Source organism: Tenericutes bacterium MZ-XQ, assembly GCA_002838205.1.
Taxonomy (GTDB): domain Bacteria; phylum Bacillota_I; class Bacilli_A; order Acholeplasmatales; family Acholeplasmataceae; genus Mariniplasma.
In genome coordinates, this window is sequence record CP017950.1 from 1,818,712 (window position 1) to 1,843,992 (window position 25,281).

Here is a 25,281-nt window from a genome sequence, read left to right on the forward strand (position 1 = left end):
TTTTTTTAAGAAAAAATTAGGAGGAATTAAACATGTCAAAAGTATTAGTTATCGGGTGTGGTGCAGTTGCATCTGTTGCCATCCAAAAAGTTGCTCAAAATCATGAAACCTTTAGTGAAATGATTATCGCAAGCCGTACGGTGAGCAAATGTCAAGCATTCGCAGAAAAATTAAACAGTGATAAGATCAAAGTCACTGCAGAACAACTTGATGCAGATGTAGTTGAAAACATCGTAAAGATCATCGAGAAACACAATCCAGATGTAGTGCTTAATGTTGCACTTCCTTATCAAAATATTCCAATCATGGAGGCATGCATCCAAACAAAGACACATTATGTAGATACAGCATGTGCTGAAGTTAGAGATCACGCAGGTTTCGAATACGGTACACAATGGGTCTATGATCAAAAATTCAAAGAAGCTGGTGTTATGGCACTTTTAGGTTCAGGGTTTGATCCAGGTGTAACTTCTGTCTTTTCAATGTATGCGAAAAAACATTATTTCGATACCATCGACACCATTGATATCTTAGATGCAAATGGTGGTGATCATGGATATCCTTTCGCAACCAACTTCAATCCAGAAATCAACATTCGTGAAATCACACTTCCAGGACGTTACTATGAAAACGGGAAATATGTAACCATTCCTGCATTATCTAAAAAACATACATATCCACTAGCAGAAATTGGACCTAGAGATATGTATCTCATGTATCATGAAGAAATCGAATCACTTGCTAGATTTATTCCAGAAGTTAAACGCATACGTTTCTACATGAGTTTTGGTGAAAGTTATTTAAGACATTTATTCGCACTTAAAAATGTTGGTATGACAAGTGTTGAACCGATTAAGTTCCAAGGACAAGAAATCGTACCACTACAGTTCTTACGTGCAGTCTTACCAGATCCTGCATCTCTTGGACCAAGAACAGTTGGTAAAACCAACATTGGTTGTATCGTATCTGGACATAAAGACGGTGTTAAGAAAAATTATTATGTCTATAATACATGTGATCATCAAGAAGCTTACAAAGAAACTGGTTCTCAAGCAGTTGCTTATACAACAGGTGTACCAGCAATGATTGGTACTGCATTAATTGCTAAAGGTATATGGAAAGGTGCTGGTGTTTTCAACATGGAACAGTTTGACCCAGATCCATTTATGGATATGTTAAACAAATGGGGCTTACCATGGAAAGAAAACTTTGACCCAGTCATGGTCCCAGACGATGCAAATTAATAAAAACCTAAAAACACCATATTACTTACTTGATGAAGCAAAGCTTATCAAAAACTTAGAAATTATCAAAACGATTAAAGAACGCTCAGGTGCAAAAGTTTTGCTTGCACAAAAAGCATTTTCTAACTTCTACTTCTACCCCTTAATGTCAAAATATCTAGATGGGACAACAGCAAGTGGTCTTTATGAAGCAAGATTAGGTTATGAACATTTCAAAGGTGAAGTTCATGTATATGCACCTGCATATAAAGATGATGATTTTAAAGAGATCTTACGCTATGCAGATCACATCGTCTTTAACTCAATCACACAATTAAACCGTTATAAAGATTTATCTAAGGCTCATGGTAAAACCATAGGCCTTAGAATCAATCCAGAAATTTCAACACAAGACTCAGCACATGAAATGTATGACCCATCATCTCCAACGTCTCGTATGGGCACACGCTTGGTTGATTTTGATCCTGAAATCATCAAAGATATCTCAGGTCTACATTTTCATACCCTTTGTCAACAAAACGCAGATGCACTTGAAATTACCTTAAAGGTTGTTGAAGAAAAGTTTGGCAAATACTTACATGACTTAAAATGGATTAACTTCGGTGGCGGACATCATTTAACTAGAGATGATTATGATATCGATCTATTAGTCAAACTCATCAAACATTTTAAAGAGACTTACAATTTAGAAGTCTATTTAGAACCAGGTGAAGGTGTTGTTTTAAATGCAGGATATTTTGTTGCTCAAGTCTTAGATATCGTTAAAAACGACATGCCAATCGCGATCCTAGATACATCTGCAACATGTCACATGCCAGATGTCCTTGAAATGCCATTTATGCCGCCTGTAACAAGCGCAATCAAAAAAAGCCAATACCAATACCGTCTATCAGGATACACCTGTCTAACGGGCGATAATATCGGTGAATATTACTTCGAAAAACCATTATCTATTGGAGACCATATCATCTTTGAAGATATGGCATTATACACCATGGTTAAAAACACAACATTTAACGGGATTCCACTCCCATGGATTTACGTAAGAAAAACTGATGGCACAGATGAATTAATTAAATCATTTGGGTATTTAGATTTCAAAAACAAACTGTCTTGAGGTGAATCATGAAAAAATATAAAGTAGCAAAATTTGGTGGCACCTCGCTAGCAACTCCAGAAGCTTTAAAAGAGGTCATATCCATTATCCAGTCTGATGAAGAAAGAAAATACATTGTCGTATCTGCACCAGGCAAAAGATTTAAAGAAGATATCAAGGTTACAGATCTTTTGTATCAGCTTGCTGATGAAATCATCATCGGTCAAAAAGTTGATACATATGAACTGATCAAACAAAGATACTTATCTTTAACAAAAGATTTTAAACTCTCATTCTCATTAGAGGATCTCCTTGATCATATTTTAGCTGAAATGATTGAAGAAGAAACTGTTGAGTTTATAGTCTCAAGAGGTGAATATATCACTGCAATTATTCTTGCAGATCTTTTAGGTTTCACATTTGTAGATGCAAAAGAACTTGTTAGATTTAGGGGATCAAAAGTTGATTATACCCAAACACAGAAAATCGCAAGAAAATATTTAAGAGATAAAGAAAACGTCGTCATTCCTGGCTTTTATGGATCAACTCTTAAAGGCGATTTGAAGCTCTTATCTAGAGGTGGCGCAGATGTCACTGGTGCATTAATATCTGCAGCTGTTCATGCGAAGATGTATGAAAACTGGACAGATCAAGATGGCTTTTTAATGTGTGATCCACGCATCGTTGAAGAACCACATCTCATTGATGTCATGTCTTATAAAGAACTTAGAGCTCTATCTTTTATGGGTGCTTCTGTCATCCACAGTGATACATTCTATCCTGTGGCTAAAGCAGGCATTCCCATTAACGCAAGAAATACTTTTAACAGAGAAGCTAAAGGTACATTCATCTATGATTATGTACCTGCAAGCAAAGGTAGACATGTGGTTACTGGTATTGCAGGTTTAAATGATTTTACTTTAGTAGTCATTGAAAAACATTTAATGGATGAGACCAGCGGTTTTGACAGAAAAGTACTTCTCATTTGTGAAAAATTTGATATTCAAGTTGAACATTTTCCTAGTGGTACAGATACATTTTCATTAATGATTGAATCTAAATATCTAAAAGATGGAAAACTTGATTTATTAATTGCTCAAATCAAAAAACTATTAAAGCCTGATACTGTTGAAGTTCATGAAAATATCTCATTAATCTCAATCGTTGGTAGAAACTTAATGGCTAATAAGTATAACATGTTAAAACTATTTAGTGCGCTTGTTAATACAAACATTACACTGCGTATGATTGATTATGGTTCAAATGGAACTAATATCGTCATCGGTGTTGATGACATCGATTACGAATACGCAATCAACGCGGTTTATAATGAATTTGAAAGAGATGATGAATAACATGAAAAAGATAAATCTCGCTATTGTTGGCGCAACCGGTGTGGTTGGTCGTAAGTTTTTAGAAGTCATCGACGAAAGGAAAATTCCGTTTGAAAATCTATATCTGTTCGCATCTAAAAAAAGTGCTGGCAAAGACATAAGTTTCCAAGGAAAAACATATACAGTTATTGAACTTAACGAAGAAAACATAAAAAAACATGACATTGATTTTGCACTCTTTAGTGCTGGTGGTTCTACTGCCCTTACTTACGCACCAATCTTTGCAAAACAAAAAACAATTGTCATTGATAACTCGAGTGCATTTAGAATGGATAAGAATGTCCCATTAGTTGTTCCTGAAGTAAATAAGGATGCTGCGTTTAAACATAGCTATATCATCGCAAATCCAAACTGTTCAACCATTCAAGCAGCATTAGTTTTAAAACCACTTCATGATCAATACAATCTCAAAAGAGTTGTCATGTCTACTTACCAAGCAGTAAGTGGCGCTGGTATTGATGGAATCCATGACTTAGAAAACGAACTTAAAACCGGAGAAACTAAAAAATTCCCATATCAAATTTATCATAATGTCATTCCTCAAATTGACATCTTCCTAGAAGATGGCAATACCAAAGAAGAAGAAAAAATGATGAATGAAATGAGAAAGATATTGAATCTTCCAGACTTAAAAATAACAGCTACTGCTGTTAGAGTACCTGTTGTTCATGGGCATAGCGAAAGTATCAACATTGAGTTTAACCAAGATTTTGATATCAATCATGTTAAATCCATCTTAAAACAAGCACCTCATGTTGTCGTCTATGATGATCCAAGTGAACTCAAATACCCGATGCCTATTTTAGCAGAAGGCAAAGATGAAGTATTTGTGGGAAGAATTAGACGTGATCAATCTTTAGATTACGGAATGAACTGCTTTGTTGTTGCTGATAACATTAGAAAAGGTGCAGCAACCAATGCAGTACAAATCTTAGAGTTATTTTTATAACATACTATAATAAAGAGCTATGGGAATGATTCCCAAAGCTCTTTTTTCTATTCTAGACCCATCATTTTCATAAAATAATTATAGCTCATATCAAATGTCCGATCCATATGTGCGATTTCTAAAATTAAAGGATAGATATGGATAAAGTATGCTTCTTGTTCTAAAAAATATGCCATAGAATAAGGCGCATCTAAACCAAATCTAGACATGTTTAAGATATCATCTGGGATAACACTTTCTTCACCATCATAATCGTAAGATACATAATCCCCTTCAGTCACCGCAAGTTCAACTAAAATATCGTCAATCAGCATTTCATTTTCATCATATAATTGAAACTCAAATCTTGGTTGACTTGATTCTAATCGTTCGATATAACTCCATCCATCTAATGCATTTAAATTGATTTTAAACCGACGCTTAAAAGGATTTAACTCAACGAGTTTTATATTTCCATCATAAGCTTCATAGAGACCAAGTTCTGCTTCACCGTCATCTATAATTCCCCAATAAAACTCATTTGTTCTACCACTTAAGAGTTTAATCATATAACTATGATCTTCCCCTTGATAGATATATTTCCTGCCTCCCGTAAAAAAATTAACAGCCGAATATTTCAACCAACCAGTGCGTTCACTTATGTTACATAAAGCACATGTATATGCGATTTCACCGACACCTTCAATGAGTGTCGTCTTAGTGATGTAGTCATATTCTATTTGATCGATGTCCCTATTGTAATGTGTATACTCAAAAACCTTCTCATCTAGTTCATTAGTATAATAATACATCTTTTGAAGATGTTCACTTGTTCCATTGATAACATCATTATACTCAATGTAGGCTTCGTCTCCATCAACATAATACAACAGATACTGAATTTGATCAGTGGCATAGCACTTCACACCTTCTTGAATATCATCACAGTATAAATCTTCAAAAATCGATATCCATGAATCAAAACGATAAAAATAAATGTCTGAACCTTCAATCAGATAACTTCTATTATCTGTTAGATCATAGTTAATCATATCTTCTTTATAAATCTTTCCAGTTTGATCATATAACACGTAATCGTTAAGGTGTTGTATACTTCTTGTATCTCGAGGATAAGTCGATCCCAAGTATTGCTCATAACTATCAGAAATAAATCGATCATACTCATTTAAAACATCCCATAAAACACTGATATCATCATCTTCTTCATTCTCAAAATAAGCATTGATTAAGTGCTCTTTATCGCTACAGCCAGATAGCGATAAAATAAATATAAACATGATTGAAATTATAATTTTTTTCATAACAACCTCTAAAATGTTAAAGTTTTATCCATCTCATTGAATATGATTTAATCTTAAATACTCCTTATAATCAAGTAGAAGTGTCTCAAACGGATCTGCCATACCTGCTTCTTCAATCAAATCTTGAGCAATTGTAGAGAAATACTCTACTTCACTTGAATAAAATTGAAGATCATATGGCGATTCTAATTCGAATCTTGATAAATCTAAAATATCATTTGGTACTACTTCTTTGAAATTACTATATTCATAATAAATATATTCACCAGTTCTCGTTTCTAGATGAACAGTCATTGTCTCACTCGTTGATGTGTTACTTCTTATCAGTTCATAGTTTGTTGGATAATCATTGCCATCGATTTCATAAATCCTATCCCAACCATCAATGGGTATCATATTAAGTTTATAATAACCTCTTTCAGGATTCATTTTCACTAACATAATAGATTCATCGTAAACTTCAATATAATTCATGGTTATATCAGTAAGTTCAACTTCAGCATTATAATATGTTTGTTTATCTACATCAAAATACTTAACCTGATATAATTTGTTTTTGTTTGCTAAAACAGATACATAAGTTCCATCTAAAAAATTTTTGTATGCATACTTAAGTCCAACATTTCCATCTTCATCATCACAGTTTAAACATGTGTAACTTGTTTCGCCCTCATCTTCCACAAGGATAGTTTTATAAACATTATTCCCTGGTAATACAGGCTCAGAAGATATTGATTTCACTAAAAACTCAAAAACTTTCTTGTCATCTTCATTTGTATAAAAGAGCATTTCATATTGATAAGTCGTATAGCTATTTACCACTTGTCCATAACTCATATATGCTTTTCCGTCATCAACAAAATAGGTGAAATACTCATCCTCAGTCTCACCCAAACAAGTCATACCTTCTTTAATGTCTTGACATTGTTGACTTACAAAATCTTTGTGTTTACTCACTTCTAAATAGGAATAGCTTAAAGACCCTTCAAGATAACTCCTATTATCTGTAAGCTGGTAATTTATCAAATCTTCTTTATAAACAACACCATCAAAATCAACTGGTACATATGCACTTAAAGTATTTATAGCTTCATTGCCATAAGCTGTTTTTGAATAGGTTAGATAACTATCATTGATAAACTCATCATATGTATCTACAAGTTCCCAAAGCGCTTGGATATCATCGCTTTTTTTGTTTTCAAAAAATTCGTTTTTTAACGCTTCATTACTACTACAACTAGATAAAGATAGCATAAGTAAAAAAAGGATGAATAAGGTTAATTTTTTCATATGATTCCCCACATATATATGTATTTTTTATCAGTATATCACGTTTTTAAAAAAAAGAACTCCGATTTTTAAAATCGAAGCTCTTTTGCTACATTATCTAATAAAATTAACATCTACATCAATCGTAACTGATGCATTATTTTTTGTAATACTGATCGTAAATGTAGAATTATTTCGATCAACTCTTACATTATTAAGTACTGTAATATTAACACCTAAACTACTTACAAGATTATTTGCTTCAATTAAGAATGCATCTTCTTTTATTGTGTTGCTATTTAACCTTGAAACAACGACAGAATTTTGTGCAAAATAATTCACAATCAATTGACTTGCTTGTGTAACATCTATGTTATCTTGAACAGCATTTAATCTATTTTCAAGGTCAGTGGTTACGAATCCTGCAGTTAACTGATTGACGACTACCCATGCTGCATCTACATCTGCTTGTACGTTTGAACTTTCAGCTTGAATAACCAAAGCAGTTGCAATAATGACATTTGCAAGCTCGCTCTCAGCAGCAACCAACACATTAAGATTCGTTACTAATCCTTTTTGAATTGTTGTTAAAGCCTGATAAGCAGATCTTGCTGCAATGATGTCAGCTTCATCACTTAATGCAATGGAGCCAGGCAGTGGTAAGGCTGATATTAAACCATCAACAGTTTGTGCTTGATTTATGTTAATTTGATTTTGGACTGCAACTAATCTGTTTAATAAATCCGTTTGATCACTACCCGCATCAAGATTATTGACAAGCAACAATGCTTGGTCATGATCTGTTTGTAAATAAGTTGTCTCAGCTAAAACAACAGCTTCTGTCGCTTCTAGTAAGTCAATTTCTAATATTAGACTATCAAGAAGTGCTTTTTCACTTGTCAACTGTGCTTTTGCGTCATTCGTGAGCAAATCATAATCAACTAAAGCGAGTTCTACAATCAAACGATCCGAGATGCTAACAGTACCAATAGTAAGAGATAACGCAACTTGATGTTCAGCTAAAAACTCAGAAACGAGCGTAGCTGTTGGAATTTGGTTATTTATTTCTATTAATAAACTGTCTAGAAGTGCCTTATCTGTAGTTAATATGTTTTGTGCTGACATACTTAATGTTAAATAATTAGCAATTGCATCTTCTACATCTGTCTTATCAGTCACTGTGACTGTTCCTACTGTCAAACTTAAGACACTTTGATAAGTTGTTTCAAATAAGCTTACCTCATTAATAACACTTTGAACATTTGTTAAGCGGTTTAATAGGTCCGTCTTTTCTATACTACTTGGCAATGCATTTACAAGCGCTAATGCTTGATTATGATCCACTTGCAAGTAAGTTGTTTCAGCAAGCTCTACAGCTACAGTAGCCTCTAAAATATCTTCTTGTAATTCTATTTCTAAAAGAAGATTATCTAATAAAGACTTTTCAGCTGTCAAATCTGCTTTGGCATCAACCGATAATAAGTCATATGCAGCTAATGCTTGTTCTACTGCTTCTTTATCGCTAACATCTACAGATGCCACATTCAAAGCCAATACGCCTGCATAAACAGTTCTAAATGTAGTTACTTCTAGTTCACTTGAGACAACATACTCATAAATTCTAATATTGTCTAAGTTAATATAATCAGTCGTGTTACTAATCACAGGTGTAAATCTAATATTGATAGATGATGTTACATTGATATCAATCTCTTCAAATGTGAGCGGATCACCTGAAATCACATCAATAATCAAATCAGTTCCACCTTCTTGAACTGTAATCCAAGTTCCAGGATTAGACGCAAGTTCGTACTCAATCTTAAATGCAAAACTTGAACCATTATTATAATTTAATGCTCCGTGATATAAAGTAATCTTATCAATACCATTTATGAAGAAATCCTCTGATTCGAAATATGAACCAGATTTTAATGCTAGTGATCTTTCATCAATCCAAACATCATATGCTGGTGCATTCGATATTGCAATAACATTACCAAACCAAGTTCTACCATCTATGCTGACATTACCAGTATAAAGTGAATCATAGACACTATTTTCAAAATCGAGATAAATACTATTTTCAAATGTTATAATTTCAGCTAATAAATTTAATAATAATGTTTCTTCTGATGTGAGTTTGGTTTTTGCTCTTTCACTTAATAAACCATATGATGCTAAAGCAGCTTCAACACCTGGTTTATCAGAAACTAATACAGTTTCAATCGTTAAATTTAAAACATCATTATAAGTTGTTTCAAAATCAAGAATGCTATCAATGTCATCTTGAACTTCTGCCAAACGGTCTAAAAGATCTGTTTGCTCGGTTCCACTCGGAAGTGCATTGACTAAAGCAAAGGCTTGATCATGATTGAGTTGTAATAATGAGGTTTCTGCTATTTCTACAGCTAGAGTCGCTTCAACAACATCGATTTGATAAAGAAGATTATCTAATAAAGCTTTTTCTGATAGCAATAGATTTTGGGCATCAACTGTTAATACATCATATGCTGCTAAAGCTAACTCTACAATATTTCTATCTGTTGGAAGCACTGTACCAACAGTAAGTGATAATGCTGTTTGATGTTCAGCAAGGAAGTCAGCAACCAATGTTGAGGTTGGAATTTGATTATTAATTTCAATTAATAAACTATCCAGTAATGCTTTTTCAGTTGTTAATTTTGCTTTAACATCAGAACTTAATAAGACATAATCTTGAAGTGCTGATTCTACATCTGCCTTATCAGCTGTTGTAACTGTACCTACTGTTAAGGATAATGCATATTGATGAGTTGTCTCAAAAAGCATCATAGCATTAATCTTATCCTGAACAATACTTAATCGATTAAGAAGATCTGTTTTTTCTAATCCACTAGGAAGTGCATTAACTAATATCAGTGCGTCATCATAATCCATTTGTAACAATGAACTTTCTGCAGTTAAAACAGCAGATGTTGCGTCTATGATATCTTCTTGCCATTCAATTTCTAATAATAAATCATCTAGTAGTGCTTTTTCTACTGCCAATTCAGTTTGTGCATCTAGTGATAATAAATCAAATGCCGTTAGTGCTTCTTGTACGACTTCTTTATCTAAGATATCTACAGTTAAAGTTGTAAGAGCTAAAACACCTGAATAAACGGTTCTAAATGTTTGTGCTTCAAGTACGCTACCAACCACATGCTCATAAATTCTAATATTGTCTAAGTTAATATAATCAGTTGTTGTTGATATGATCGGTGTGAATCTGATATTAATCGCATCAGTGATATTTACAGGTATTTCTGTAAATGAAAGTGGGTCTGATGAAATCACATCTACTATTAAATCAGATCCTCCATCTTGTAAGGTTAACCATGTGCCAAGATTTGTTGATAACTCATACTCCACTTTAAACTGATAACTCGTACCATTGCCTATATTCAAAGCACCATGATAAACGGTAATCTTATCAATACCGTTAATAAATAAATCATCCGATTCGAAATATGAAGTCGATCTTAAGGCTAAAGATCTTGTGTCTATCCAAACATCGTAAGTAGGATCATTTGAAATAAATACATCATTGGCAAACCATGTTCTACCATCTATATCTAAAGTACCTGTCAAACCTTGATCATAAGGATATGCTTCAAAATCTAGAAATACACTATTTTCTAAAGCAATGATTTCATTTAGCAAACTCATGAGTAAGTTATACTCAGGAACAAGTTCGGCTTTCACTGCTTCACTTAACAGTCCATATGCTGCTAAAGCAGCTTCAACATGAGTTTTATCTGTGATATCAACAGTAGAAGGCGTTAATGCTAAAACTGTTGCATAATCTGTTCTAAATTGATTTGTTACAAGCGCAACATCTTCAAAGTCCCACTCACCAACTTCAACCATTGGTGTTGATATAACCTCACTACCTTGGATATTGCTTGCCCAATAAGCAAAAGAAAGACTAAAATTGCTAAAAAAAAGAATTAGCAATAATATGTGTATGATTCTTTTTTTTCTAGATAAAAATGTTTTCATGCGTCTTTCCTCATATTTATTAGAAATTTAAGTATTTCTTAATAAATTATACCATAAGTGCAAATATTTTTATGTATAACATAAATCAATGCATCCTTATCGAAGCCAAAAACACTGTTTTTTACAAAATATATACATTTTTTTAAAAAAAATAGACCTTTTTAAGATCTATCTTTTCTTTGTTTTTTCATCTCATAAAGGGCATCATCAGCAAGCCTTAGAACTTTAGCGATTGTTTGTTCATCTGCGTTTAGATGTGCACCATATGAATAGCCCATACAATGATTGTTGTTTTGTTCTTTTATGAAAGTGTTAATATCTTCAATAATTTTATTTTTATCAAACATGATCTGATTTTCGACGATGAGTAAAAACTCATCCCCACCAAGTCTTATCGCGGTTGCTTTTTGAAGTGTTTTAGCCACTTCTTTCAAACTGTTCGCGAAGCAAATCAACAACTGATCTCCTGCTTCATGTCCATGTGAATCATTTGTTCTTTTAAGTCCATCCAGATCAAATATGATAACACCGTAAGGTTCTTTTGAGTTATTCAATATTTCTTTGTAATCTTCAAAAAAATTTCTATTATACAAATCTGTCATTAAATCATGATAATAAACATCATTCAACTCATTCAATAAGTGTTGATGCTCAGTTTCATCATAATACAAGAACAATTTTCCTGAATACTTGAAAAGCGGTAAGTTGATTCTTTCTTCTTTCATGTGTAGATAGATTTTATCCTTTTGAAAGGTTTGATCAACTTTTATCGAGTCTGAATAGATAATCGCTTTTTGATGCATCATCTGTGTAATCTCATCAAATGAAATGTTGCTCAAATCGCCTAAATCAAACTTTGTCTTCAACTCATCAGAGGCATTAACAACCATACCATTAATATCAACGATTAAATACATTTCCCGATAATGATCTAAAATAAACTGATTATTATTGAGTTGAGATATCAAATTTAAGTCTCTAATGATAGATATAATAGAGAGTGACCCCATAAACATAACAAAAATGATTAATGTCGGATCAATGTTGAACTCATATACAAACAAATGAATTAAATTAACTGCTAAACCAGAAATAAAGCACAGTGAAATTAGCAACAACGGTACAAAGTCTCTACTGTTTCTAAACTGATTCAAAAAGTATCTTGATAACTTGAAAAAAACATATGCAAGCAAAATATAAGATATGATGGTATGTATAAAGAAACCAAATCCAACATCTGCGTCATTAAACATCCTTAATGTGACGTTTTGGTCATAACTTAGTTTTATAATCAATTGATGTGTTGTATTTGTCAAAACAGTAACAGCATTAATAACCCACATGATTAGCAAACTAGTTTTTAGCCAAATTCCATTCTTAATAACTAGATAATCTCGTATTGCTAAAACGAGTAAAATGACCAATCCAAAAACAATAGGATATATACTTAGTGAAGCATAATATGTAAATATATTATTGGATACTACGAATCTTAATCCAATCATAAGTGTCCATAATAATAGTCCAATATTGATATAAAGGAATTTACGATACTTTTTAAATTTGAAATATAAATCTACTCTTAAAAATAAAAACATGACAAAAATAATCAAGATAGCATATATAAACCAAATGTAATCCTTCATAATGAACACCTCCCTAGGTAAGTTAAAGAGTTTAAATACTTTTATGGGTATTTCTATTATACTTAAATCTTTCATTTTTGAAAAACATTCTTACTGAACTTAATAAAATCTTAATAAAAAAACTTATAAAAATCACATTATTTATAAGTTTTATAAGTTATTAACAAGATGGATTATTTAAATGTCTTGATATTTTCATCTATACGTCTTGTAAGGGATATTGAATAAGGTCTAAAGTGTTTGCTCCAAAATTGATTAGCGTTTGGATTTATGGACTCATAATCAACACCTATAAACTGATATCCATGTTGATTTAAATCTTCGATGATGCTATGTAGCATTTGGCTAGCAATCTTTTGACCTCTATATGCTGGATCAACGAAAGCTCCTGTGATACTCATCATTTTTTTTGAGGTTGTGATCACTGATTCTCCTACTTCTTGTATACGCATATAACCAACAACTTTGTCATCAATATAGGCTCCAAAGAGTTTTCTGTGATCAACACTCAACCATTCAAGTAAGTCTGTCTTTGGATCCTCATCTTCATTAGGCATAAAAATCGGTGATGTTCTATAATATAGATTATGCGCTTGATGTAAAGTTAATATATCATCTATGTCTTCTTTAGATATTTGTTTTATTTTTATTTTATTATTGTCAAAAACAATATCTTCTAAATCTCTTATCGCATCTACACAGCGCATACCAAATCCATTTTGGAACCAAAAAGATTTCAATTTTTCATCATGTGCAAATATTGAGATTGCTATTGAGTAGATATCATTTTTGGTCCAATGGCTTGCCGCATGATTAAAAAGCATCTGATAAATAACATCTTTATGTTCAAGGATTGATCCATGTCCATGCAATGGCACAAAAGTACCCAAGTCTTTTCCAAAAAGAGGTCCTGTTTCATATCCAATCATATAACCTACAATTTGATCATTAAGTGTGACAGACCATCCATTAAGATTTTCAAGCATATAAGTTAACTTTTGAGAAATCTCATTCTCGATGTCATCATATGAAACAAATGTTTTGAATGTAGCTTGCTCCATCATATAGTTAAACTTAAAAATTGTCATTATAGAGGATAAGTCACGAATATCTAGTTTTTTTATTTTATATTGATCTAATTGCATTTAGTTGCCTGCACTCTCATAAGTTTTAAGTCCATACTTCCAAAAACGATAAGCAATAAACATACTAATACTTGCAACAACTACAGCTTGAATCGTAATCGTTAGTGGATCATATAATCCAAGTAAATATGCACTAGGAAAATATGAAGTAAACGCAAATGGAATGACATTTCTTAATACGAATTGGAATGCCTTAGGGTAAATACTTAATGGTTGTTTCGTGAAATCTGCGATGTCATAAAAAATAACCATGATACTATTAGAGTTTTTAATCCAGAAAGCTAGAGTTGCAGTTAATAATTTTATTGATGTGTAAATAACAGCCCCAGATATTAATAATAGTGGAATAACGATTAAATCGTATAAGGCAAAATCAATAGACAATTGCGGAATAATATAAATCAAAAGTCCAATCCCTACAATCAGTTCACCAAACGCTTCAATCTGAAATCGTTCTGAGATGATGGAATAAAGTACATTTAAAGGTTTTAATAAGTACTTGTCAAACTCTCCGATAATAATATATCTAGGAATCAACCAAATATTATCAGTAAGTAAATGATCGATACCTCTTGGTATTTGAAACATTGCATAAATTAAGATTAACTCTTCAAATGTCCATCCATTAATCGCAGTAATATGTTGGAAAATTAAATATAAAAACAGTAATCCACTAATTTGAATAAATACAAACGATAAGATACCAATTAAAAAATCAACACGGTATTCAATCAATCGTTTTAAGTGCTGTGATACAAAATACTTATATATGGTTAAATGTCTCTTCATACTTAACCTCCCAAAACGACAAGTCTATGAACAACTTTTTTCCAGAAAAATACTGCAAGCACATAAAGAATAACAATCCACATTGCTTGGAATAAAAGCGCATAAAGTATGTCTAAATTAGTTTCATAGTTGCCCATAATAATTCTAATTGGTACATATAAACCTTGCATAAAAGGTAAGAATAGTGCAATTTGATAAAGCCATTCCGGAAAGAAATGTAGTGGGATAATCACACCACTAAATATCCCTTCTATCGCTCTTCTAAGCTGGAAAATACCAAAACTATTAATCGTCAAAAAGATGATCAATCCAAAAATATAACCAATAAAGAATCTAATGGTAAAGGCAAAAAGAATGGACAAAATAAAAGCTAAAATGACAGGTAAAGTAAACGTCATTTCTAAATCAACAAATAAAGCGACTATGACAAGTGTAATGGTAATTGGTATAACAAAGAACACGATACTGTTTACAATATCACCTAACGATTTAAAAAATAGTTGTGTTCGATAATTAATCGGTTTGATCAAATTCATTGCGATCGCACCACTTCGAATATCATCACTGATATAACCGCTTGGCATCACAAATGTCAAACTTGATACCACTCTAACAAGTAACACATAAGTAATCATCCCAATAAATGAATATCCATTAATGACATCATTTGGTGAATTATCATAAATAGCTTTCCAAATAAAATATTGTAACACTAAAAACATGAACTCCATGAGCACCCAAACAACTGCGTGCGCACGATAGTTCACAAATTCTTGCATCTGAGCCTTTGAAAACGGCAAATATTTCTTAAAAAAACTATGCATATTGACCCTTTTCATAAATATTTCTTACAATATCTTCAATGGAAGTTTCAGAAATATTGATATCTGTGACAAATGCGTGTTTCATCACAAAATGAGTAATCTCAGATACAGATATTTTATTTTTATTAAATTGAACACTTATTTTATTTAATTCTCTATTAACTTTCAAATCTTCTTCACTTAAGTTGTACTTGTTTTTGAAATCTAACTCTACTTCTTCTTTAATCTCAAATTCTACTTGCCTCATAAATCCAAAATCTTTTTTGATCTTATCAATAGAACCATCGTAAATGATTGTACCTTCATCGATAATCATAATTCTTTCGCATAACTCTTCAATATCATCAAGGTCATGTGTTGTCAAAATAACGGTTGTCTGAAATTTATGATTCATCAGTTTAATAGCTTCTCTCATTTTTTGTTTAGCTACAACATCTAAACCAACAGTTGGCTCATCTAGAAACAATACTTTAGGGTTATGTAGCAGGCTTGCTGCAATATCTGCTCTCATGCGTTGACCTAAAGATAAAGTTCTAACAGGACTTTTAATGAAACTATCTAAATCTAAGACTTCATTAAAAAACGCCATACGTTCTTTATAATCTTCATCACTTACATTATAAATTTCTTTTAATATCCCATAAGTTTCGATTAATGGTAGATCCCACCATAATTGTGTTCTTTGTCCAAAAACAACACCGATATTATATGCATTTTTGATGCGATCTTTTTTTGGATTGTTTCCATCAACAATCACTTCACCACTTGATGGTGTTAAAATACCCGCAAGCATTTTGATGGTTGTAGATTTTCCAGCACCGTTTGCACCAATATATCCAACAATTTCACCCTTTTCAATTCTAAAAGAAATGTTATCAACAGCTTTCTTCTCAACTTTTTTAGCCTTAAAAAAAGTCTTTAGCATTCCTTTAAGACCAGTTCCTTTTTCATACTTTATAAATGTTTTACTTAAGTTTTTTGCTTCAATCATATGTTTCACCTACTTTTTTCCAAAAATATTATATCATAGCATTTTTAATCCATATATTCATTTTTGCATTTTGTTTATTTTTTTTATAAAAATGATTTAAAAATGCAAAAAAATAAATAAAACTATAAAAAAACATGACAAATTCAGGAGATTTGTCATGTTTATTAAATATTTACATCTTTATTTTATCGTAATAATTTGATACTTAGTTATATACTTAAATCCTATTTTTTGATAGAGTTCTTTAGCTGTGTCATCCAAATCAGTAACTAAATAAACATAATTAATTCCTGTTTTTTTAAGATACTCAATCACATCATGCATTAGCTTAGATCCATAACCCTTTTTTTGATAATCATCAGCAATCGTAAAATCATCAAGTTTGGCCATATGACCATTGATACAATAATTAAGTGTACCTATGACTTTTTCATCAACTTTAATCATGAAATAGCCATAAATGTTTTTAGCTTCTTCAAGTACTTGTTTTTGTCTTATGGTATTACCTATAGCATATGATTCGCCATAATTTTTACTGTCTTGATATAAGAAATCAAAAAAATCTTCATCTTTGTCCGGATCAACTCTACTTACTGTAGCATCAACTTTAACTTTAAATTTTAAGTCTTCTACAGGTGCACCATAAATACCATTAGTATCTATGGTTGCGTCTTTAATCATAGCTTGATCAATTTCTATATCTTCTTCAGTTCTTATAACAGAAAAGCCATGAACTTTTGTTTTATTGATATACGCAAGAATATCTTCATTTGTAAACGTCTCGTTCGTGATATTTAAGTAATTATGATAGTACTTATCTCTTTGACTCATATCTTCTGTTTCATAACCAAATGCATGTTCTGTGATTTTTGAAAACATGCTTACGTAAATTTTCTCGTGATTTAATGTTTTTTGTTTCATAAATTCCCTCTATAATTTAAAATATTCTTTGATTTTTATTGCAACTTCTTCTGGTGATAAGTGTTCATTATCAATCTTTACATAGTTTTTAAAATCTATTTCTCCCTCATATGAATTTAACCGGTATTTGGCATCTTCAAGCAAAATTCTTTGTTTTGACAATTCTGTATTTTGCTTAGATTTTTTTTGGGATAATCTATTGGGAGTGACATTTCTTTTTAATCTTTCATCTTGTGAAGCCTCTAGTTCTACAAAAAATACTTCAGCTCCTTGTTTCTCAAACATATTTTTATATTTCTCAACTAAATTCCAGTCTTCTTGGTGGTCTAATGCCCACATAAAAGTAAAAATAAGTCCTTCTTGATCTGTCTTTAAAAACTCCTCGAAAATAACATCTCTTAGTCTTGTAATGGCTTCGCCTCTAAACGATCCAAAAAGATCTAATACAAGTTCAATTGTCATATGGTTATGGAAAAGTCTTAGTTCTGTAATTTTTGTAAGTTCTTGACCAACCGTCATTTTACCGACTGATCCTGGTCCAAAAATAATAATTAGTTTCATGAAAACCTCCGCAAAATGATATTTCGATTATATCATTAATGGAACTTATTATAAACTCTCAGCAAAAATTATGAAAGAAAAACTAAAAAATATATACTTAAGTATATAAACATTTTGTCTAACTTTTTCATATCTTTTCAGCATTTTTTTTGTTATATTTAAATTGAAAATAGATGAGGTGACTAACTATTAAAAGTCAAGTACTTTTATTAGACATACTGTAAAAACCTCCTATAGCAGATAAAATATGGAGGTTAGCTTATATTACAGATGACTTTTTACTTAACCGCCACAGTTTAAGTAATCAGTTATTTGAGTTTAGAAGAATCAAAATCTTCATGATGAGTTTCCAAATGATGAATCACTCTAATCAGTTTTTTGGCGAGATGAATAAGTGCGACACGGTGATGTTTCCCCTCTTGTTTCTTCTTGGTGTAATAATCATAGAACACAGGGTTGTGAGTCATAACCATCAGGCAAATATTAACGAGCGTAGAACGTAGATATTTACTACCGCGTTTGACAAGTTTACCTGTAGAAGACATGGTGCCAGATTGTTTGATGGTTGAATCTAGACCTGCATAGGATAACATTTCAGAGGGATTTGAGAAAAGCCGAATGTCTCCGTATTCACATATAATAATAGCTGCTGAAATGATGCCAATACCCATAATTGTTTGAATCTTTGTTGGATACCGTTCCATTAAAGAAGTGATTTGTTTCTCAGTTTCTTCGATATCAGTGTTAAGTTTCTCAACATATGAGATTGAGGTCTTTAATTTAAAGAGTTGATGATCTTGAGTGACACCAATGGTTGATTTCGCGAGGTCTTTCAGCTTCACAAACTTAGGATAATTGAACTTACCCTTTGATAGTCTTCGAAGTTTATCGAAATGACTATCGGTCATCTTAGCGATTTTATCTGGAGAAGAAAAACGTTTTAAAATGTGCAAAGATGTACCACTATAGCCTTGTTCTCGCATAAAAGGCTTATATTCAGGAAAGATGACATCTAAGACCTTAGTCATCATATTGTAGTGCTTTGTCCGTATAGAAATGAGTTTAAATCGTAACCTAGTCAGTGATTTTAAAGCACTTATATGATAAGATTGATGATGATAGGCTTTGTAGTCTACAGATCTCATATAAGTTGAAATCAATTGAGCATCTTTCTTATCCGTCTTTGTTTTTCTTAGTGAATGGGCTTCTCCAAACTTCTTCACTAGAAAAGGATTAATCTCCATGAACGAATAGCCATGGAGGGTAAGAAATGACTTAAGATTTTCACCATAATGACCTGTAGCCTCTAAGCCTATTATCATTTCTTGCTTCACATAGGGTTTAAAATGCTCTAAAAGTTCTTTAAACCCGGACTGACTGTTCTCAAATGAGAACTGATAATCAACTGTTTCGGTGGCGATGAAACAGTCGTGCTTGTACTTTGAAATATCGATACCGATATAGATCATAAGTACACCTCCTTAAAATTATGTGTACATGTGGTAAGTCCAGCTAATCTTTATCTCATAATCATGTAATAAGCGTCTTGCGCTAACTAACTATTGCTGATTAAAATAAAGACCGTGGTAAGCGTCACCTCGAAATAGTCTAAGCTATATAAAAATGAAACAAATCCACAGTACATTATTATTATATTAAATTAGAAAGAAAGGGGAAAGATTTAAATCCGTCTTAAGTACTAACTTAATACAGTTTAAATCTTACATGTTATAAGTGAATTATAAAATGAAATCAAAAAGAGTGCTTCTAGGATTATCTCAAGAAGACCTTGCCAAACAAATTGGTGTTTCAAGACAGACGATTATACTTATTGAAAAGGAAAAATATAATCCTTCATTAAAACTTTGCATTGCCATTTGTAAAGCACTAAACACAACATTAGATGAATTATTTTGGGAGGAAGAAGAAAGTGAAAGATGAACGTATTGCAAAAGAAATGAATCAGGTTAAAAAATATGTTTTATTATATGTTTTTATAGCCTCAATTGTTTTAGCAGTTTTAAAACTATTAGTGTTTGGATTTAACATGCGTATGTTTTATGTAGAAGGATTTATCATTTTATCATCTATGATTCTATTTTCGATAGTTTCATTGAAACAAGTTGGGGATTATGATGAAAGAATCGAAAGAAGCATAAGTAAAACATATCATATCGGTTTTATCTTTATTTTTATTGGAGGTTTGTGGGTTCATTTTTATCAAGTTTTATCAAGTACACTAGCACAGTCAACAGTAGTCAATATGACGAATACACTCATTTTAATAGGGTTTATTGTTGCAATGATATTTCTGAAAAGAAAAGGACTTTATGCAAACTATAAGTATATAGAGTCTTCTAAATCTAATTATTATAGCCATGTATTTTTGAATGTTTTGATCATATTATTAACATTTGGTTTGATCTATGTGACTGTTTTATTCACTATAAATAAAGCGATTGACTTTACAAGTAATATTTATTTTCTTTTGAGCATTATCATATCATTTATCATGGTGTCTGTAGAATATATATTATTTTCCATTTATGAGAAAAATCATTACGATGAAGTGATTGCATTTGAGGAAAACAGATCAAACATAATGTCTAAAAATGCCTTTTTGTTTCAACTCATCTTGTTTGTGTTTGCGGTTTTCTCTGGATATGTAAACTATAGACTGATGATTATTACTTCAGGAAGCTTGCTAGAACAAAGAGAATCATTTAATACATGGATGACAATACAAACATTTACGAAGTTGGTTGCTTTAGATTTTACGATTTTAAGTTTGATCTCAAGTTTGATTATTTGTTACTTTTTGAGAAAACTAATTGGTAAGCATAAAATACTTTCCCTCTTCTTGAGTATAAGTATTGTTTCGTTTGTTATTCAAGTGCTCCAGTATTTTCATGCTTTATTTTTACCGTTATTGCAAAATGTTATAGAACCACATGAAGCATTTATTCAATGGGTAATGACCTATGGTCGAATCAATCTGGGAATTATGGTTGTTTTTACACTGATATATATAACCATTGGTATATATTTATATATCAAAAATGTCCCATTTAAGCGAATGTTTTTGATTTACAGTATCCTTTTATTGGGAAGTAATCCACTTATTTCAGACATCCTATTTAAGAGTGATCTTCAAACGCTTTATACATTAAGATTTTTGTTTAGCACACTGCAAGGCGCTTATCTCTTGCTCTTGATTGGTGTTTTGGCTTATAACAAGTATCCCAAGTGTAATTATACTAAAAAGATTGAGTTCGAAGGTGAATTTGAATAAGTATATGAATAGCATAATCTTTTGAACTTTCATTTAAATGAAATGCACTGAGCTCCTTTTAGATGTATAATATAAAAAAGTGAGGTGTTTTATCGTGAAATACATTAAAATGCAGTTAGAAAAGATGTATGTAAAGTTTATAATTTGCATTTTACTATTTGTTGGATTATCTTTTGCAGGATATTATGTAGATATCAATATCCAAAACTCTAGCTTTTCTAATACATTCAGTTTTTCTAAAGAGTTTACAGAAACTCTAGCTGTCATGGTGATTGGCGCAATCATCACAATCATCACAATAACATTTTCTTCAATATTGGTTGTGATGACTTTATATAGTGGACAGTTTTCACCTAGAACGTTAAGTGACTTTTTACAAAGAAAAGTACCAGTGAATGTTTTAGCTTTCTTTATCGGTATGAGTGCATATACATTACTTAGTTTAATGTTGATCAATAGGCATGTGGTTGATATCTATCCACTAACGACACTTATGATGATGATTTTCTTTGCATTAGGCTTATCTATATTTGCATATTATATTCAGTATGTATCAAAAGCGGTAAGAGTGAATGTCTATATGGATGAACTCGTAAAAGATTCCGTTAAGAGGATCGAGGCCTATAAAAAAAATATCGATGAGAACGAAAGGATAACATTGCTCAAAGATATTGATTTTGAAATTAAAGATACTAAAGAGTATCATTCACCAGTATCTGGATATTTCGTTGATTTAAACTATGATAAATTACTTGCATATCTCAAAGAAGAAAATGCATATATGTCGGTTTCAATACCTTTTAATGAACATATCTTTGAAGATGATATTATATTCGAGTATAAAGGAAAGAAAGAGAGTTTTAATTTTGATGCTGAAAAATTAAAAGAGTTTTTTGTGATCGGAAATGAACCACAAAATCATGAAGAGTATTTAAATAAAACACAAAAACTTATTGAAATCGCAGTAAGAGCATTATCACCTGGTGTTAATGATCCAGTAACTGCGATGAATTGTATTGATCAATTAGGTTTTATCTTAATGAAACTATCGGATGGTTTTGATAGTTTGGTATATAAAGATGATGAAGATGAACCAAGATTAAAACTTAGAACGATTAGTTTTGAAGATTTGCTTTATGATCACTTTTCTCAAATATATTTGTATGGATACAAAGATTTAAAAGTTTTAGCATCTATGATTAGAGCATTAACAAGAATATCAAGTGATAGTAATTATATGATGAAAGATGCAATATGGAACTTCTTTTTATATATCATGAAGGATACTGATTTTGATAAACTTCACGTATATGATCGAAAATTATTAATTACTGAAATAAAAGATTTAGCACACAAGGCTAATAAACTAGAAGCTTTCAAAAAATGGATCAAAAAAGATGAAAACTAAAAAAAGTAGAGCTTGAACAAAACGTTCAAGCTCTTTTGATGTTAAAAACCATTCATCATAACGCCTATGATCATACCAATCAAAGTCGGTATAAGGACATATGCTGTATCGACCCATGTAATTTTTAAGCCTCTTTTATAAATGAAAAATCCAATAAAGCCAGCAGAAACAAAAATGATCACCAATACAAATGTAACGGCACTTCCGATAAAGAAAATGCTTTGAATAGCTGTAATTAATATTGCAGGGATATAAAATTTGTAACCTAGCTTACTACTGCTAATCTGACCGATTGACTCTGTTTTGGTTTCATTGATTTGACGATAACTATATAGGAACGCAAATACAGCTGAAGATGCATAAAAAATCGTATTTATAATGATAAATAAGGATGCATTTTCAAATCTTACTTGATCGTTAGAACTGATTTGATTAGACAGTTTAGTCATGAAAGCTGTGAGCTCCGCAACTGAGTAATATGGATTTAAAAAGAAGGGTTCGCTAAAATTGGTATTAAATAAAAAGACTCTACCAGTAAAAAAGATGGCTACAAACAAAAATAAAACATTAAAAAGAATTATGAATGCAATGCCGTCAAAGATGGTGTTTGCTCTTAAAAATACAAACACAGTGATACTATATAAAATGATGATATAAAATAAAGCAATGAAATAGATTAAGAATAACCAGCCTTCTGCATAACCTCCATTAGTCTTAGCAATAACTGTGATTAATGAGAAGAAATAGAGAATGGTCCAAACAAATATCACTTGTAACAATCCATAAATAAAATGGGTCAAGAATAATTTTTGTCTAGAAATTGGAAGTGCATAATATAGATCAACTTCTTTAGCACTTCTGAGTGATGAGAATCTAAAGATGACAATTACAATCATCACGATCATCATAAATATGATAGAAATCAGTAGTTCACTAGGATCTCTAAATCCACCACTTGAGTATCTAGCGAACCTTGAAGAGGTTATAATAAGTACCATAATAAGTGTTGGAATAATCGTCATAACAAGTGTTTGGAGCCATTTCTTATGAATGAGATAGTCTAGATATTTTTTCATGATTTGCCTCCTTTTTGTGTAATCATAAAATATTCTTCAAAAGAAATAGGAAGTTCATCAACAACATGATACAAATCATTTGAGATATATTCATCTAAAGTGTGATTGCACTCTATGACTATTGTAAGGATTCTGCCATTTTGATGGTGATAAACGGCTTTTGATAGCGGTTTATCAGATGTGATAGGTGTCAAATCATTTAATATGATTTGGTATTTTTTAAGTTTACTTAACTCGTGTGAAAGATCCCCAAATCTTGAAAAATGGCCTTCATCAATCATACCAAATGAATCACAAATATCTTCAAGTTCTCTAAGTGAATGACTTGTAACCATGATGATTTTATCTTTGTGTTCATCTGAGATCATGAGTTTTTTGAATTTAAGTCTTGCAGCAGGATCTAAACCATCAAAGACTTCGTCAAGGAGTAAATATTTAGCTCCTGATGCAAATGCTAAAGCAATATATCCTTGTCTTTTCATGCCTTTTGATATTTGTGATAAATTTTGATGTGGGTTTAATCCAAACATAGCTAATATACTTATAAATGTATCATCTTCAAAAGGATAAAATATTTTGTATAAATCAGCTAAATCTTTAAATGTCATTTGATGATTAAAAGGGGGTTGATCAGAAAGGTAGAATAAGTTTTTCTTAATGTCATCGTGATACAAAACAGATTTACCATCGATGTATATATCGCCTTTAGTGGGCTTTAGTATACCCATGATGAGTCTTAAAAAAGTTGATTTACCAGCACCATTGATACCAATGAGACCGAAGACTGTACCTTTTTCAAGAATTAAATTTAAGTTATTTAATACAAGATGACCATTAAACCATTTATAAATATTTTTAACTTCAATCATAAAGCATCTCCCCCTAGATAATTTTTAACGAACTTAACGAGATCATTAACATCTCTTTTTTGCTTGAGTTCATCTAATAAATGTTTTAAAGCATCAATTAAATGTTGATCACTCATCTCATATTGTTTTACATAAGCCCCTTTTTTTGGTAATACTTCAATAAGTCCATCACTCTCTAATGCTTGATATGCTTTTTGAACAGTGTTGGGATTAACGCCTAAATCAAGTGCAGCGTTTCTTACGCTTGGTAAAGGTTCACCTACTAGGTAAGCCCCCTTTTCGATTAAGGATTTAAAATGATGCTTAATCCTCATGAAAACATCTATTTTAGAATCTGACATTAACTCACTTCCAATCTGTATTATCTGTATTATCTAAATTGTATCAATTATAATTTGGGTTGTCAATGTTTCATAGATATTAAGTTTTTATTAACTGTTTGCAAATGAATTTTATTTAAGTTATTGAAGTGATAAAATGTAGATA

General features: G+C 31.4%; 21 protein-coding genes. 7 read left to right on the plus strand and 14 right to left on the minus strand.

What is annotated here, in order from left to right; translation table 11 throughout:
• The first annotated feature begins 32 nt into the window (after positions 1–32).
• Genes BK011_09035 through BK011_09050 form a run of 4 tightly spaced genes read left to right on the plus strand, consistent with a single transcriptional unit; the run spans position 33 to position 4,683 of the window.
• On the plus strand, positions 33–1,244 hold the full coding sequence (locus BK011_09035) for a saccharopine dehydrogenase (GenBank protein AUD65822.1): 1,212 nt from the start codon (positions 33–35) through the stop codon (positions 1,242–1,244).
• Positions 1,234–2,361 carry a carboxynorspermidine decarboxylase gene (locus BK011_09040; protein ID AUD65823.1) on the plus strand — a complete coding sequence of 376 codons (1,128 nt, stop codon included), beginning with the start codon at positions 1,234–1,236 and terminating at the stop codon, positions 2,359–2,361. The genes BK011_09035 and BK011_09040 overlap by 11 nt, the downstream gene beginning before the upstream one ends.
• Before the next feature lie 8 nt (positions 2,362–2,369).
• Positions 2,370–3,695: a hypothetical protein gene (locus BK011_09045; protein ID AUD65824.1), complete on the plus strand. Its 1,326-nt coding sequence runs from the start codon at positions 2,370–2,372 to the stop codon at positions 3,693–3,695.
• Position 3,696: 1 nt separating this feature from the next.
• On the plus strand, positions 3,697–4,683 hold the full coding sequence (locus BK011_09050; GenBank protein ID AUD66180.1) for an aspartate-semialdehyde dehydrogenase: 987 nt from the start codon (positions 3,697–3,699) through the stop codon (positions 4,681–4,683).
• Between the two features lie 47 nt (positions 4,684–4,730).
• On the opposite strand, the gene BK011_09055 is transcribed toward BK011_09050, so the two are convergent.
• The 11 genes from BK011_09055 to BK011_09105 all read right to left on the minus strand — a co-directional run bounded on the left by BK011_09055 (position 4,731) and on the right by BK011_09105 (position 19,619).
• Positions 4,731–5,984, minus strand: coding sequence for a hypothetical protein (locus BK011_09055; protein AUD65825.1), 1,254 nt, complete (start codon positions 5,982–5,984; stop codon positions 4,731–4,733).
• Positions 5,985–6,017: 33 nt separating this feature from the next.
• Entirely contained in the window at positions 6,018–7,274 is a 1,257-nt protein-coding gene (locus BK011_09060) for a hypothetical protein (GenBank protein AUD65826.1), read from the minus strand.
• A gap of 93 nt (positions 7,275–7,367) precedes the next feature.
• A complete protein-coding gene (locus tag BK011_09065; protein ID AUD65827.1) occupies positions 7,368–11,273 on the minus strand; it encodes a hypothetical protein in 3,906 nt (1,301 codons plus the stop codon).
• Between the two features lie 161 nt (positions 11,274–11,434).
• Positions 11,435–12,919, minus strand: a complete 1,485-nt coding sequence (locus tag BK011_09070) for a hypothetical protein (protein ID AUD65828.1) — start codon at positions 12,917–12,919, stop codon at positions 11,435–11,437.
• 173 nt (positions 12,920–13,092) lie between these two features.
• Positions 13,093–14,064, minus strand: a complete 972-nt coding sequence (locus BK011_09075; GenBank protein AUD65829.1) for a hypothetical protein — start codon at positions 14,062–14,064, stop codon at positions 13,093–13,095.
• Positions 14,065–14,853: a hypothetical protein gene (locus BK011_09080; protein ID AUD65830.1), complete on the minus strand. Its 789-nt coding sequence runs from the start codon at positions 14,851–14,853 to the stop codon at positions 14,065–14,067.
• Positions 14,854–14,855: 2 nt separating this feature from the next.
• Positions 14,856–15,677 (minus strand): hypothetical protein, encoded by an 822-nt coding sequence (locus BK011_09085; protein ID AUD65831.1) that lies wholly within the window; start codon positions 15,675–15,677, stop codon positions 14,856–14,858.
• Positions 15,670–16,668: a sugar ABC transporter ATP-binding protein gene (locus tag BK011_09090; GenBank protein AUD65832.1), complete on the minus strand. Its 999-nt coding sequence runs from the start codon at positions 16,666–16,668 to the stop codon at positions 15,670–15,672. Before BK011_09090 ends, BK011_09085 begins: the two co-directional genes overlap by 8 nt.
• A gap of 180 nt (positions 16,669–16,848) precedes the next feature.
• On the minus strand, positions 16,849–17,589 hold the full coding sequence (locus tag BK011_09095; protein ID AUD65833.1) for a hypothetical protein: 741 nt from the start codon (positions 17,587–17,589) through the stop codon (positions 16,849–16,851).
• A gap of 9 nt (positions 17,590–17,598) precedes the next feature.
• Complete coding sequence (locus tag BK011_09100; protein ID AUD65834.1) at positions 17,599–18,150, minus strand: shikimate kinase; 552 nt, start codon at positions 18,148–18,150, stop codon at positions 17,599–17,601.
• Positions 18,151–18,458: 308 nt separating this feature from the next.
• On the minus strand, positions 18,459–19,619 hold the full coding sequence (locus BK011_09105) for a hypothetical protein (protein ID AUD65835.1): 1,161 nt from the start codon (positions 19,617–19,619) through the stop codon (positions 18,459–18,461).
• Between the two features lie 277 nt (positions 19,620–19,896).
• On the opposite strand from BK011_09105, the gene BK011_09110 reads away from it, so the two are divergent.
• From BK011_09110 to BK011_09120, 3 genes are all read left to right on the plus strand, one after another.
• A complete protein-coding gene (locus BK011_09110) occupies positions 19,897–20,091 on the plus strand; it encodes a transcriptional regulator (protein AUD65836.1) in 195 nt (64 codons plus the stop codon).
• Positions 20,081–21,442 carry a hypothetical protein gene (locus tag BK011_09115; GenBank protein ID AUD65837.1) on the plus strand — a complete coding sequence of 454 codons (1,362 nt, stop codon included), beginning with the start codon at positions 20,081–20,083 and terminating at the stop codon, positions 21,440–21,442. The genes BK011_09110 and BK011_09115 overlap by 11 nt, the downstream gene beginning before the upstream one ends.
• A gap of 94 nt (positions 21,443–21,536) precedes the next feature.
• The gene (locus tag BK011_09120) at positions 21,537–22,850 is read left to right on the plus strand and encodes a hypothetical protein (protein AUD65838.1); all 1,314 of its coding nucleotides are present in this window, start codon (positions 21,537–21,539) and stop codon (positions 22,848–22,850) included.
• 41 nt (positions 22,851–22,891) lie between these two features.
• On the opposite strand, the gene BK011_09125 is transcribed toward BK011_09120, so the two are convergent.
• Genes BK011_09125 through BK011_09135 form a run of 3 tightly spaced genes read right to left on the minus strand, consistent with a single transcriptional unit; the run spans position 22,892 to position 25,136 of the window.
• Complete coding sequence (locus BK011_09125) at positions 22,892–23,926, minus strand: hypothetical protein (GenBank protein AUD65839.1); 1,035 nt, start codon at positions 23,924–23,926, stop codon at positions 22,892–22,894.
• The gene (locus tag BK011_09130) at positions 23,923–24,795 is read right to left on the minus strand and encodes a hypothetical protein (protein AUD65840.1); all 873 of its coding nucleotides are present in this window, start codon (positions 24,793–24,795) and stop codon (positions 23,923–23,925) included. The genes BK011_09125 and BK011_09130 overlap by 4 nt, the downstream gene beginning before the upstream one ends.
• The gene (locus tag BK011_09135; protein AUD65841.1) at positions 24,792–25,136 is read right to left on the minus strand and encodes a hypothetical protein; all 345 of its coding nucleotides are present in this window, start codon (positions 25,134–25,136) and stop codon (positions 24,792–24,794) included. Before BK011_09135 ends, BK011_09130 begins: the two co-directional genes overlap by 4 nt.
• Positions 25,137–25,281 lie beyond the last annotated feature (145 nt).